The organism is Candidatus Methylomirabilis sp. (genome assembly GCA_036000645.1).
Classification (GTDB): domain Bacteria; phylum Methylomirabilota; class Methylomirabilia; order Methylomirabilales; family JACPAU01; genus JACPAU01.
Map to the genome: position 1 here is coordinate 1 of DASYVA010000027.1, position 13,670 is coordinate 13,670.

At 68.6% G+C, this 13,670-nt stretch carries 12 protein-coding genes and 1 tRNA gene; 3 read left to right on the forward strand and 10 right to left on the reverse strand.

What is annotated here, in order from left to right:
* The 8 genes from VGT06_01295 to VGT06_01330 all read right to left on the reverse strand — a co-directional run.
* The coding region (locus tag VGT06_01295) for an FAD-dependent oxidoreductase (protein HEV8661767.1) at positions 1-328 on the reverse strand (328 nt) is incomplete at its 3' end.
* Complete coding sequence (locus VGT06_01300) at positions 325-945, reverse strand: YceI family protein (protein HEV8661768.1); 621 nt, start codon at positions 943-945, stop codon at positions 325-327. The genes VGT06_01300 and VGT06_01295, both read right to left, overlap by 4 nt.
* A complete protein-coding gene (locus VGT06_01305) occupies positions 942-1,676 on the reverse strand; it encodes a methyltransferase domain-containing protein (protein HEV8661769.1) in 735 nt (244 codons plus the stop codon). Before VGT06_01305 ends, VGT06_01300 begins: the two co-directional genes overlap by 4 nt.
* Positions 1,670-2,695 (reverse strand): 3-oxoacyl-[acyl-carrier-protein] synthase III C-terminal domain-containing protein, encoded by a 1,026-nt coding sequence (locus VGT06_01310; GenBank protein ID HEV8661770.1) that lies wholly within the window; start codon positions 2,693-2,695, stop codon positions 1,670-1,672. The genes VGT06_01305 and VGT06_01310 overlap by 7 nt, the downstream gene beginning before the upstream one ends.
* 123 nt (positions 2,696-2,818) lie before the next feature.
* A complete protein-coding gene (locus VGT06_01315; GenBank protein ID HEV8661771.1) occupies positions 2,819-3,643 on the reverse strand; it encodes a class I SAM-dependent methyltransferase in 825 nt (274 codons plus the stop codon).
* A gap of 277 nt (positions 3,644-3,920) precedes the next feature.
* Entirely contained in the window at positions 3,921-5,222 is a 1,302-nt protein-coding gene (locus VGT06_01320; GenBank protein HEV8661772.1) for a TRAP transporter large permease, read from the reverse strand.
* Positions 5,209-5,748 (reverse strand): TRAP transporter small permease, encoded by a 540-nt coding sequence (locus VGT06_01325; GenBank protein HEV8661773.1) that lies wholly within the window; start codon positions 5,746-5,748, stop codon positions 5,209-5,211. The genes VGT06_01320 and VGT06_01325 overlap by 14 nt, the downstream gene beginning before the upstream one ends.
* A gap of 89 nt (positions 5,749-5,837) precedes the next feature.
* Positions 5,838-6,842 (reverse strand): TRAP transporter substrate-binding protein, encoded by a 1,005-nt coding sequence (locus tag VGT06_01330; protein HEV8661774.1) that lies wholly within the window; start codon positions 6,840-6,842, stop codon positions 5,838-5,840.
* A gap of 1,116 nt (positions 6,843-7,958) precedes the next feature.
* Between VGT06_01330 and VGT06_01335 the strand changes: the two genes are divergently transcribed.
* Complete coding sequence (locus tag VGT06_01335; GenBank protein ID HEV8661775.1) at positions 7,959-9,989, forward strand: Calx-beta domain-containing protein; 2,031 nt, start codon at positions 7,959-7,961, stop codon at positions 9,987-9,989.
* Between the two features lie 772 nt (positions 9,990-10,761).
* Here VGT06_01335 and VGT06_01340 read toward each other — a convergent pair.
* Positions 10,762-10,837, reverse strand: a tRNA-Phe gene (locus VGT06_01340).
* Positions 10,838-10,906: 69 nt separating this feature from the next.
* A complete protein-coding gene (locus VGT06_01345) occupies positions 10,907-11,374 on the reverse strand; it encodes an RDD family protein (protein ID HEV8661776.1) in 468 nt (155 codons plus the stop codon).
* 463 nt (positions 11,375-11,837) lie between these two features.
* Between VGT06_01345 and VGT06_01350 the strand changes: the two genes are divergently transcribed.
* Both VGT06_01350 and VGT06_01355 read left to right on the forward strand, forming a co-directional pair.
* Entirely contained in the window at positions 11,838-12,200 is a 363-nt protein-coding gene (locus VGT06_01350) for a zinc ribbon domain-containing protein (protein ID HEV8661777.1), read from the forward strand.
* Positions 12,190-13,670: hypothetical protein (locus VGT06_01355; GenBank protein HEV8661778.1), on the forward strand; the 1,481-nt coding region annotated here is incomplete at its 3' end. The genes VGT06_01350 and VGT06_01355, both read left to right, overlap by 11 nt.

Genomic DNA, 13,670 nt, shown 5'->3' on the forward strand with positions numbered 1-13,670 from the left:
GGTCCAGGCCGAAAGCGGCCGGCCCGTCCTCGGTCCCGTCCGGGCCTCCCGGGAACCGGCCCAGGAGAACCGACCCGTCCGGCGCCTCGATGCGGACCCCGGCGAGCGGCCGAGCCCCGGCTCCCCGGACGGCTTCCCAGAGGCCGAGGACGGCGAGGAGGCGGGCCCCCTCCATGCCCACGAACTGGCCGCAGGGCTTCGGGCGGGGGAACCGGGCACGATCCAGGAGGAGAACTTCGACGCCACGCCGGGCCAGCGCGAGCGCCGCAACGGCTCCCGCCGGCCCTCCACCCACCACCACCACCTGCGCCCGGGAGCCACCCGTCATGGCCTGCCCTCCTCCGGACCCGCCACGAGCCGGACCGTCACCTTCACCAGGTCCCGCATCCGGACAAAGAGAAAGGCCGGCGCGGGGATGGCATGATCCGAGAGGCGGACCGGGAAGGATCCCTCCGCGGTGAGGGTCTCCCCATCCAGCGCAACCTCGACAGGGATGGCCCGCTCCCGGGGGATGCCATGCAGGGTAAATTCCCCGAGCACCTCCGCCCGCAGGCGCCCGGGGGCGGGCTCCTCCACCCCTCGCGCGCCCCGCACCGCGAGGCGGATGTAGGGATGCCGCTCCACCTCGAGGTGGCTCTGCCGCATCAAGTGGTCGCGCAAGCTGATTCCCGTCTGCAGGCTCGCCGCGGCCACAGCCACGCAGGCCAGGACCTCCTCCGGCTTCCGCTCCGGCAGCAGGATCCAGCCCTCCACCTGCGGCCCTTCCCCCTCGAAGTCGTGGAGCCCGGCATCCGCCTCGAAACGGATGCTGCTGGCCTCGGGGACGATTCGGAGGAGGCGGCCGGGGACATCCGCCGGCGAGGGGCAGGGGGGAGCCGCGGCGGCGGCCAGGAGCAGGGGGACCGCGGCGGCCAGGACAAGGGGGACTGCCCGGGGACCCCTCACGAGGCCCCCCCTCTCCCCGGGCCCGCCTCCAGGGCAAGGCGAAACCAGGCGCGCCGGCAGACGCGGGCCCCCCGGAGGCCCGCCCGCGTCGCCAGGGCCAGGACCTCCTCCAGCGTGAAGGCGCGCCGGACGGAGAGGGGGCCGTCCGCGCGGGTGAGGGGGTTGGGACACCAGGAGAGGAGCAGAGCGGTCAGCAGGAACCCGAGACGGCTCCGCCGGAGGTCGTTCACCAGGAGGGCGGCGCGGCTCACACGGGCCATTTCCCCCAGGACCTGGACCGCCTCCCGGTCGTCGAAGTGGTGCAGGCTGAGGTTGCAGAGAGCGAGATCCACGCTCCGGTCCCGGAGGGGGAGGGCGCGAGCGTCCCCGCGCACCAGGGTGATCTCGGGGAACGGCCGGCTGACCCGCCGGGCGACGGCGAGGGTCTGCGGGTGGCGATCCAGCGCGAGGACGCGCAGCCGGCGTCCCGCGGCGCGCGCCTGCCGGACGAGGCCGGCCGGAATATCCGCCCCCCCCGTGGCCACATCCAGGAGCGTGAGGGGTGGCCCCGCCGCCGCAAGATGGCGCGCGGTGAAGCGGGCGGCCACCCGGAAGCCGCCGAAGCACCGGTTCAACCAGGTGAGGTTTCGAAGGGCACCGGCGAGATCCGCGGAGGGGAGATCGGGGGCGTCCATCCGCTCCGCGGAGGCTGTCTCCCGGGGGAAATGGGGGAGGAGGGCCGGCCTCACCATCGGAGAAGAGCGCCCTCGGCCGCGAAGCCGGGCCCGAGGGCCATCATGAGGCCGTAGTCCCCGGCACGGGGCTCGCCGGAGGCCATGACCGCCTCCAGGACGAAGAGGACGGTGGCGGAGGACATGTTCCCGTACCGGCGGAGGATGCTCCGCGAGAAGCGGAGGTCGGTCTCGCGGAGTCCCAGACGGTGGCGGGCGTGATCGAGGACCTTGCGGCCCGCCGAGTGGAGAACCCAGAAGCGGATGGCGGCTCGTCCGAGGCCGTGGGCGGCGAGAATGCGGGTGGCCAGGGCCTCCACCATCTCTCCCCCGATTCGGCGGATGTCCTTCGACAGGAGGATCCGGGGACGGCCGCCCGGGAAGGTGAAGCCCATCAACGGGAGGTAGTCCGAGCGGAAGAGGGTGTGGTGCTCCAGGGGGACGGGACCGGCCTCCCCGGGGCCGAGGAGGGCTGCCGCGGCGCCGTCGGCAAAGATGGCGTTCGCCACCGCCGTCTCCAGACCCTCGTCCAAGACGTACGCGGCCGAACAGATCTCCACCGCCACCACCAGGGCTCGCCGGCCGGGGTGCGCCCGCAGGTAGTGACTGGCCTGCTGGAGGGCCACCATCCCGCTGGCACACCCGGTATCCCCCACGTGCACGCGTTGCACATCCTCCCGGAGCTTCAGGTCGCGGATCAGGAGGGTGTCGAGACTCGGGCACAGACGGCCGGTGCAGGTCGTCGTGACGACGAAGTCCACCGCGGCCGGCTCGACGCCCGCCTGCTCGAGGGCAGCCCCCGCGGCCTGCTGGCCCAGGGCCGGCGCGAACTCGGCGAAGCGCGCATGAAGCTGGTCGAGAGGCTCGCCGGGATCGAAGGTGGCCGGGTCAATCGCCAGGTGGCGGGTTTCGATGTCGCTGGCGGTGAAGAACTGGCGGCGGCGCGCGTCCGGGTAGCCGGAGAGCGCAAGGAGCTCGGCCTGCGTGAAGCGGTGGGGAGGGGTGGCAGTCGCAACAGCAAGGATCCGGGGGGAATCCATCCGCGGCTCGGCTCCGATCTCCGGGGAGGCGTCCTACCCGTCCCAACACGGGAAGGGAGGCGAATGTTCCCCGGGAGCGAACTGGTCCCATTATGCACATGGTCGCGCATCCTGCGCCGGCGGTCAAGGGACACTAGCTGCCCGCTGGAACAGGAGCACGAGGTAGCTCTTGCAGCGGGCAAAGGCGGCGCTGTCGAGCAAGGGAAGGCTCTCCTCCAGCCTGTGGACGCGCTTCCTGAAGAGAATCCAAAGGATCCGGGAGAGCCACGGGTGTCGCTCGTTGAGATACGCGCCTCCGAGGTCCTTCGCCGGTTCGACATAGGACCGGTAGAGCATCAGGGCCAGATCGAGGGTCGGCAGCACCCGGGCAGTGATGTCCTCCTGCCGCTTCAGCGCAAACCCGGCCCCCTCGGCAGCCCGGAGGTACCGTGCCAGCTCGTGGCCGGACCGACACTGGAGACACCCCGGCTCCTTCTTTCCCTTGACGAAATAGTCAGAGACCAAGAGGTAGCCACCGCCCCTCAGGAACCGCGCCGCCTGGGCGAGACCGGCTTCCGCCGGGATGTACTGACAGCTCTCCGCCATAAAGATCAGGTCGAAGGCTCCCGCGACGGGCGTCAGGTCCTCAAACTTGCCCAGGTGAAATTGGGCCCTTCCCCCGGTCGTGGCGCGATACCTCTCCCCCTGAGAGGGATCCGGGGAAACGCCCTCCACGCGGTAACCCGCCTCCAGCAGGAGCAGAGAATTCCGCCCCGTCCCGCAGCCGACGTCCAGGACGCGCCGGACGTCCCGGGGAACGAGCGCAATCAGGTGGCGACTGTACCCCTCCTGGGCGCGGTGAAGGTTCTCGAGCGTCAAGGCCTGGTCGGGTTCCCACAACCCGTAGTGCAGATGCTGGAGCTTCAGCACGTCGCTGTAGAAGCGCAATGCCCAGTTCACCTTGGCCATGGGCGGATCGGCAGCTCCTCCCGGCTGAACACCCGGGTCCCGAGGCCTCCGGCGAGCGGCGGCATCCATCCCCGGAAGCACGCCATGGCCTGCTTCCCGCGCAGCACGAGCGGGGAACTCGGCGGGCGGGCGGGACGGTAGTGCCGGCGTGAATCTGCCAGAGAGCGAGCGGGTGTGTCAAGAGCACAACTGGCGCGGAGTTATCCAGACTCCTGACAAGTCGACAGGACGTCTGGAGGCGGACGCAACGCCGACTTCGGGGCGGCCCGGGAGATCCCTACACGAACTTCGGCATGAGCAGCCGAGGGATGAAGAGGATCATCTCCGGGAAGAGGATGATGAGCAGGAGTGCCACGAGCATGGGCAGGAGGATGATGGCGACGTCCTTGATGACCTCGGACACCTTGACGCCTGCGATGGCGCAGTCGATCAGAAGGCACAGGCCGTAGGGTGGGGTCACGAGGCCAAAGGCCAGGGAGACCACCCCGATGATGGCGAAGTGGATCGGGTGCATCCCCACGCTGGCCGCCAGGGGTGCCAGGATCGGCGCAATAATGATAATCGAGGGAAGCGCATCAATGAAGCACCCGATGAAGAGGAAGGCAGCCGCTTCCACCAAACCCACGCTGGTCACCCCGACCCCCAATTGGCCCAAGTAGCCCACGACAGCCCTGGGAATCTGGTAGTAGGCCAGAATCCACCCGAAGGCCGAGGCCGTGCCGATGCAGAACAGCGAAATAGAGGCCAGACGCACGGTATTGTACAGGACCTGCCGAATGTCCTTCGGGCCGATGGATCGGTGAATCACGAGGCCGACGGCGAACGAATACAGCACCGCCACCACCGCAGCCTCCGTCGGCGTGAAAAATCCCCCCACCACCCCTCCGATGATGATGACCGGCGTCATCAGCGCGGCAGCCGCCCGGCCCAGGGCATGGAAGAACTCGCGGACCGTCGCCCGAGCGTAGACCGGGTAGTTGCGCTTCCGCGCATAAAAATAGGTCGCGACCATCTGCGAGAGCCCCACGAGAATCCCGGGGATGAAGCCCGCCAGAAACATGGCCCCGATGGACACGTTCATGACGCCCCCCCACACCACCATCAGGATGCTGGGGGGGATGATCACTCCGATCACCGACGAGCAGGCTGTGATGGCGACGGTGAAACTCGTGTCATACCCCTGTTTGCGCATCGCCGGGATGATCAGGGAGCCTTCGCCGGCCGCATCCGCCGTGGAGGAGCCCGAGATCCCGGCGAAGATCATGCTCACCAGGACATTGATGTAGGCGAGACCTCCGCGGAACTGCCCGACCACGCAGCGGGTCAGGTCCACGAGCCGATCGGTGATGCCCGCCGAGTTCATGATATTCGCGGAAAGCAGGAAGAAGGGAACCGCCAGCAGGATGAAGGAGTTGAAGGCCTTGGTCATCTCGCCCATCATCAGGATGGGCGTCAACCGGGGTTCCAGCGCGAAGATCGGCAGGCAGGCGAGGCCCAGGGCGAAGGCCACGGGCACGCGAAGGATGACGAGGACCGCGAAGGTCCCAAACAGGATCGCGGCGACTTCAGCGGGCGACATTGGGATCCCCCCGCAGCCGGGCGATCGCGTGCGGGTTTCCCCGAAGGGCGGAGATGGCGACCAGGATCCGTTCGCCCAGGAACAGGACCCAGGTCACCCCGGCAACGGGATAGGCCCCGTGGATGAGCACCATATTGATGCCGGTGAGCTCGGACGTCTGGGTATAGCCAAACAGCGCATACTGGTACCCGTACAGGACGAAGATGGAGGTGAAAACGAGCATGAAGACGGAGACCGCCAGCCGCATGACGGCCTCCCCCCGTGGGCTCCGAGGGGTTGGGAGCACATCCACTTCAAAGTGGGTGGCATCCCGGACGGCAATCGTGGCGCCGATCAAGATGATCCAGATGAAGCAGAATCGGGCTGCTTCCTCGGTCCAGATGTAGCGGGGGATGAGGCCGGTGTAGCGGGACACGATCTGGAGGGTCACCGGGACGATCAGCAGGCCCATGAGGACCCAGGCCAGCGTCTGGAGGAACCGGTAGTATCCGTCGAGCAGACGCTTGACGAGGGGGGGTCCGCGCATGAGTGCCCCTTCCGATCAGGAGAAAAAGTGGGTCCCCGGCCTGCAACAGACCGGGGACCCGATCACCTGACTGGGCGCGAGCGGCGAACCTACTTCACCGCGTTGATGGCCGCCAGGACCTTGTCCGCTCCGATCTCTTTGGCGAAGGCCTCCTTCACCGGGGCCGCCAATTCCAGGAGCTTGCCACGATCCCTGAAGTCATGGATCTGGATCTTGCCTTCCACCTTCATCTGCTCCAGGATCTTGTCGTCCGCATCCCGCTCCCACTTGCGGGCATGCACCCCCGCGACCGGCGCCGCCTTCAGGATGCAGTCCTGCAGATCCTTCGGCAGCTTCCGGAAAGTCTTCGCGCTGAAAACCAGGGGTCGGATCGTGACGGCGTGCAGGGTCCTGGACACGTGGGGCGCCACCTCATGCCACTTCATCTGGGACCAGCCGGGGCTCTCGTTCTCGCCGGCCTGGATCACCCCGGTCTGGATGGCGTTGTACACCTCGTCGTAGGCGATGACGGTCGGCGCCGCCGTGATGGCCTGGAACATCCGGGTCTGAATGGGCGCTCCCATCACCCGGATCGGGAGATTCGTCAGCTCTTCCATGCTGCGCACGGCCTTCCTGCCGACGATGTTCCGGACGCCGCCGCCCCCGTAGTTGATCAGCATGACGTCCGCCTTGGCCAGGACGTCGTCGTAGATCGGCTTCAAGGCCTCCCCGGTGGAGAGCACCTTGTTCCAGTGGTCAATGTCCCGGAAGAGGAAGGGCATATCCATGAGCGTGGCCATCTTGGAGAAGGTGGCCATGTGAGACGGAGCAACCACCGCATAATCCACCGACAGCCCCTGGCTCATGTAGGCAAAGTAGTCCTTCTCCAGGCCAAGCTCCCGGTTGCGGTGCAGGACGAAGTTGACCGGCTTGCCATAGCAGTTCTTGGTTTCCTTCTCCAGCGTGAGCATGTTCTGGTTGAAGGAGTGGGTGTCGTCGAACTGGCTGGCCCCCTTCAGCGTGATGGTCTGCGCCAGCGCCGGCGAGCCGGCCGCGAGGGCGAGCCCCACGGAGAGCCCCAGAGCGAAGATACGTCTTACACGCCGCGCAGTCATGGTGCCCTCCTCCTTATCACTGGGATGTTTGGCGCGCGATCCTGCGGCCGCGGGGCCCCAGCCGGGGGCCACCCGGCTCGCGCTTAGGGCCGGGTTCGGACAATCCGAGGGCCGATGTTCGCTGCCAGCGTCGCACTGAACCTTGAGGGGAATTCCCACCGGGAATGGCAGCGCATATCTGCCACAAGGGGAGCGTGCGCGTCAAGCAGAAACTGTCCCGGGTCGGATAGGAAAGGCGAGACAGCTGACGCACTATATCCACTATGGCGCCGCGTTCCCATCACAGAGGGACTTTGCCACAGCCCGGCCTGGCCGACCCTTGGCTGAGCCACCCCGTCCACCGAGCACTGGCCCCCCCCGAGACGGACCCAGCGCGGCTTAGGCCCCTTTCCCCTCCCGGGACTCCCCCCGTCCAGGCCCCCTGATCGGCTGCCGGGAGCAGCCGCCTGGCACCCAAGTTGCTCAATCCCCCATCGGTTTCGCGCGCGTGGAACGATCGTGCGCCCACCCTCAGAATGGGCCTGGCTGAAGGCTGTCTGCACCCTGGCCAACCTGAGGGGAATTACCAGAAAGGGCTTCTATGCTTCCCACGATTCTCACGGCACGCGACCTACGACGGCTCGGCGGTGTTCTGCCTGGCACGGTGTCTCGCCGGACCAGCACCGCGCCCCCCGAGCCGCCGGACGGAGTTTGCAGTGCCGCCACTCGTATGTTGTCGGCGAGGTTCCAACTCCGAGTCGGCGCCGCGCTTCCTCTCCGGTCCCGACTCCTTTCGGGAGGCCAACCATGAACCGCGGAGCTCTAGCCCGGGCCATCCTCCCCGGGCTTCTGATCAGTTCGATCGTGGCGCCCGTCAATGCTGACCCGCCGTCGCCGCCGCCTCTCATGGCGGTGGGACACGGAGCCGTCGCGTCGCGCTCGGTCCGGCACGACAGATCCCCGGCGCTGCGCGACATAGCGCCGCTTCCGCCAACGGCGGGGCCAAAGTTCCGTGAACGGCGCCTCGCCCGACTGGGTAACCTCAGGTTCCCGCGCGGCCCCGCCGACCTCGACCCTGCGGTCCAGTCCTCGCCTGGCGCGACCAGTACACCGTTGATCGACACGAGCTGGGAGGGAGTGAGCAGTGACGCTCAAGCCGGGATTGTCGGTGTCGTGCTGCCACCCGACACCAACATGGACGTCGGCCCGAGCCACATCGTCCAGTGGGTGAATCTGACGTTCGCCGTCTATGACAAGTCCGGTGCCCTGCTCTACGGGCCTGCTTCCGGCAACACCTTGTGGCAGGGCTTCGGGGGCGCGTGCGAGACGAGCAACGACGGCGACCCCATCGTGCTCTACGACCACCTGGCTGACCGTTGGTTCATGAGCCAGCTTGCGATCCCCAACTTCCCGAATGGGCCGTTCTGGCAGTGCATCGCCGTGTCAACGAGCCCCGACCCCCTGGGCTTGTACTACCGCTACGCCTTCGCGATCCACGAGACCAAGTTGAACGACTACCCGAAGTTCGGCGTGTGGCCCGACGGCTACTACTTGGCGGTCAACCAGTTCCAGTGCTCGGACCTGTTCCCACCCTTCGGCTTCTACGCCTGCGACTGGGCTGGCCAGCGCGCGCTCGCCTTCGAGCGCGACAAGATGCTTCTCGGGCAGCCCGCCCAGACCGTGGCCTTCGAGCTTCCCCTCAGCAACCGCGGCGGGATGCTCCCCGCCGACCTCGACGGCCCGGGGCCGCCACCCGGCACCCCCAACTACTTCGTCCAGGTGGACGACGGCAAATGGTTCAGCCCCGCAGTCGCGGATCGCCTGCAGATCTGGCCGTTCCACGTCGACTGGGCGAACCCGGCAAGCTCGACCTTCGGGCCCAACCCACCCGGGTCCGACGTCGGCATCGAGGTGACAACCGCGCCCTTCGATTCCGACATGTGCGGCTACGCCCCGAACTGCATTCCGCAACCAGGGGTCGACATCCTGGGACTTCCGTCCCCGCCCGTGGATGCCCTCTCCGACCGGCTGATGTACCGGCTACAGTACCGCTACTTTGGCACCCACGAGACGCTGGTGGTCAACCACACCGTGGACGTGGACGGGACGGACCGGGCTGGGATCCGCTGGTACGAGCTGCGCAATGGCGGGAGCGCCTGGAGCATGCACCAGCAGGGGACGTATGCCCCCGCCGATGGCCTGCACCGCTGGATGGGGAGCGTCGCCATGGACGCGGCCGGCAACATGGCGCTGGGCTTCAGCGTGTCGAGCCTCATCACGTCCCCCTCCATACGGTACGTCGGCCGGGAAGCCACCGACCTGCTGAACCAGATGGGGCTGGAGACCACCATCATCGCTGGAACAGGCTACCAGCTCCACAGCTCGGGGCGCTGGGGGGACTACAGCACGATGAGCGTGGACCCGACGGACGACTGCACGTTCTGGTACACCCAGGAGTATTACGCGAACGTCGACATCCTCTACGGCGCCAACTGGCAGACCCGGATCGCCTCCTTTAAGTTTCCGTCGTGCGGCTCCGCACCGCCCGCGCCCTCGGTGTTGATCTCGGACGCGGCGGTCACCGAGGGGAACAGCGGGACGGTCAGCGCGGTGTTCACTGTAAGCCTCTCTGCCGCCAGCACGCAGACGATCTCGCTGGACTATGCCACGGCCGACGACACGGCCACGGCCGGCAGCGACTACGTGGCCAGCTCGGGGACGCTCAGCTTTCCGGCCGGGACGACCAGCCAGACGCTGGCGATCGTCGTCAACGGGGACACCAGCCTCGAGGCCAACGAGACGTTCCTCGTGAATCTCAGCAACGCCACCAATGCCACGGTCGCGGACGGCCAGGGCGTCGGGACCATCCAGAATGACGACGCCGCGTTGACTGTCCTCGCACCGAACGGCGGGGAAAGCTGGCCGCGCAACAGCACCCAGACGATCCAGTGGAACTCGATGGGGCTGGGCGGCAACGTCAAGATCGACCTCTCCCGGGACGGCGGGGTGACCTGGCCGACGACCCTGTTCGGCAGCGTCCCGAACGACGGGGCCCAGGACTGGCGGGTGTTCGGCAGGGCGACGACGACCGCGCGGATCCGTGTGTGCAGCGTGGAGAATCCCAGCGTCTGCGATGTGAGCGACGGGAACTTCGCGATTGCGAAGTAGCCCGGCGTCGCTCCCGGACTGACCACTACCCGGCCCACGATCGTCCCCGCACGCGTCGCGCCGTGGCTGAGGGCCTGCCGGGCACTTCCGCGCGAGCGCCACGCCGCGCTGCGAGACTCGCTCTTCGTCGATGGGGACCGGCGACCCCCTCACGATGACCACCGGGATCTTCGGATCTCGCTGGCGGAACACTTCGAGCACGTCCCTGTCCGTCACTCCCGGCATCAACAAGTCGGTCAGGACAACATTGTAGTGGCCCTGCTCGAACAGGGCGAGCGCCTCGAGCCCGCTCTTCGCCGCGTCCGCGGCCTACCCCCGTTTGGTCAAGACGTCGCGGAGTATGTTCCTGACGACCGCGTTGTCGTCGATGAGCAGATCTCCCGGAGCGTGATTCACAACCGTCATGACCTACCTCACAGACCCGCTCACTGGGCAGGCTGCAGTGCCCTGATCATTTTTCGCTCTCCGACTCTACGGCGCGTCCGCTTGGACGCGCCCGTAGACCGCAATCGGTCATTGGGGCCACAGGTTATCCTAAGGGTCCCGACACCGAAAGGTCTCATCTACGAGATCGAGGGTCTCCAGCGCGAAACCATACGGCGGTGGCGGCCCTGCGCCAAGCTAGGTGAGGCCGTCAGCACGGCCACGGTGAGGGCACGGGCGGGGACGGTTCACCCCGCGCTGAGGGGGCGAGGTCCCCTCTGCGGTGACAATGTGGTGACAATCCGATTTGGGGAAGGACGCGAGGGAGAGCCTAACTGGCCGCATTTGCTGGTGGGCAGGGCCAGAATTGAACTGGCGACACCGGGATTTTCAGTCCCGTGCTCTACCAACTGAGCTACCTGCCCGGAGCGGCACCGCGGGGGATCCGCACGACACGACCGGAACCGTTTTTGTAGCATCGGGACGGGAGGGTGTCAAGATGAGCCGGCTGGCTGGCGGAGGACGACGGTGCCGGCCAGCAGGTCGTGCAGGCCCTGTCTCCGGGGCGTGACCGCGATCAGGAGCACCCCGATCCCGAGGAGACCGAGCGCCAGCCAGGAGGCGGTCCATCGCCACGCTGCGCGGCCGTAACTGACGGCTCTCCCGTCGGGGCGCGCGACGGTCAGGCCGAAGAACATCTTCCCGGGAGTCTGCGCCCATGTCCCCGTAAGGAGCGTATGGTAGGCAAGGCTCACCCCCGCCGCAGCCAGAAGAGCCGCCGCCACCGCCACGATGTCCGTCCTCACGTCAAGCCCTCCGGCCAGGACCCCACCCCCCGCCGCGGCCACGACCGCGCCCGCGCCCGCTAAGGCCGCGAGCGCACCCGCCAGGATGGAATCGACCAGGGCGGCCATCCCCCGAAGCCAGAAGCCGCCATAGCGCCTGGCGGTCGAGGTCCCCACCACTGGTGCCGCACCCGCCGGAGGCTCCGCCTCAGCCCGCCCCCGAGGTTCGAGGATGCTTCGCGGAAGGCTGAGCCCCTTGAGGTCGAGTCTCTCCGGGTCAAGCTCGGCCGCGACCTCCTGGGGCAGGTCGGTGCCCCACCAGGAGGAAGCCGGCGGGGACGGAGGAGGCGGTGCCGCCCCCTCGGCGAGCGGGGGGACCTCCGGGCCGGATGCCATCCCCGAGAGGGGCCGCCCACACTCCTTGCAGGTGCTGGCGTGGGGGAACGTCGTGAACCCGCAGTGCGGGCAGCGCACGGGTCGTCGGCCTCCGAGAGCGTGGCAGAAATTTCCCCGAGAGTAGACGTCGGCAGGACCGGGGTCAAGGGCAAAGCCGGCCCGACGACCGGCGGACCGAGGCTTGACGGCGCGAGCGGCATTGCGACACAATCGTGTCGTCCCCATGGCGAGGGAGGACCCGGCGATGCCCATCTATGAATATCGCTGTGGCGGCTGCCAGCGGCGCGTGAGCATTTTCATCCGCAGCATCAGCAACCCCGGAACGGCGGCGTGCCCCCGGTGCGGGAGCACGGCGCTGGAGCGCCTCTTCTCCCGCTTCGCGCGCGTCCGGAGCGAAGAGGACCGGCTGGATCGGCTGGGCGATGACAGCAGCCTCGCGGGCGTGGACGAGGACAACCCCGCGAGCGTGGCCCGCTGGATGAAGAAGATGGGGAAGGAGCTCGGGGAGGGCGCCGGCGAGGACTTCGACGCGCTTGTGGACGAGGCCATGGAGGAAGGGGGCGGCCCCGAGGGGGAGGGGGGCGAGGGGGCAGACGATGACCTCTGATGCCCTCGGGGATCCCTTCGCCGTCCTGCGCCAGGACGCGGAGGCGTTCCTCGGGGCGCTGGCCCAGGTCACCTACCGGCAGAGCGCCGGCCTCGAGCCGGCCCGGCCGCTCGCGCCCCTCTACGAGCGCTTCGGCCGCCTGGCCTCCCCGGCGCTCCACCAGGAGGTCCGGGAGGCCTGGGCCGCAGCCCCCGAAGGTCCGGAGCGGTCGCGGCTCAGGGCCCTGGCGGAGTTCACCGCCCGGCATCTGCTCGAGGCGGGGGTCGTCTCCTTGCGGGACCGGGTCGCGGGCGCCGAGGCGGGGATCCTCCTGCGCGTCGAGGGACGGGAGATCCCGCTCCAGGACGCGGAGGAGGCCCTCCGCAATGAGCCGGACCGGACGATGCGGGGGCGGATCAAGGCGGCGTACGCCGACGCCCTCCGGGGCGTGAGCCCGGCGCGCGCGGAGCTCCTGGCCCGCCTCCGGGACGGCGCCGCCGCCCTCGGCTACCCCGGCGCGGCCGGCCTCTCTCAGACGCTGGGTTCGGCAGACCTGCGAGGGCTGGCCAGGCAAGCCCAGGCGATCCTCGAGCGGTCCGAGGCCATGTACGAGGAGACGCTGGGCTGGGCGCTCCGCAGGCACCTCCACATCCGGCTCAAGGAAGCTCGGCTCCACGACCTGCTCCGTCTCTTCCGGGCACCCTGGCTGGACCCCCTCTTCCAGGCGCGCCGCCTCCTCCCGGCCGCCGAGGGCACGCTCCGGGCCCTCGGCCTCGATCTCCGCGCAGCCGGCCGCATCCGGTTGGAGCTGCTGGAGGACCGGCCCGGGAAGGTCCTGCACCCGCTGGCGGTGCCGGTCGCGGTCCCGGACCGCGTCCAGCTCCTCTCGCGTGCGGCCCCCGGCCTGGAGGTGTATGAGGCCTTCTGGCACGAGCTCGGCCGCGCCCTGCACTATGCCCACACCGATGGGGGCCTGGCGGTCGAAGAGAGATGGCTCGGGGATGCCGCGGTGGCCGAGCTCCACGCTTCGCTGTTGAGTGGGCTCGTCCGCGAGGGAGGTTGGCTCAGGCGGTTCCTGGAGATCGGCCAGCCTCGGGACACCCTCTGGCTGGCCCACTTGAGGCTCCTCGGCCTCCTCCGCCGTTGCGCCGCCCTCCTCCAGCAGGAGCTCCTGCTCCCGGAGAGCCGGAACGGGGAGGCGCGGGCCGAGGCCTACCGCACTATCATGGGCCAGGCAATCCGGGCGGAGGTGCCGCCCGAGATGGCCCTGAAGGACGCGGATCCCTTCTGCACGTCGGCGCACACCCTCCGGGGGTGGATGGGGGCAGCGCTGCTCGCCGACGGCCTGCGGGAGCGGTTCGACGAGGACTGGTACCGCAATGACCGCACCGGTCCCTTCCTACGGGAACTCTGGCAGCAAGGCCTCTGTCCCAGCCTGGAGGCGAGGCTCCAGCAGCTCGGGCTCGGGCCTCTGGACCCCGAGCCCCTCCT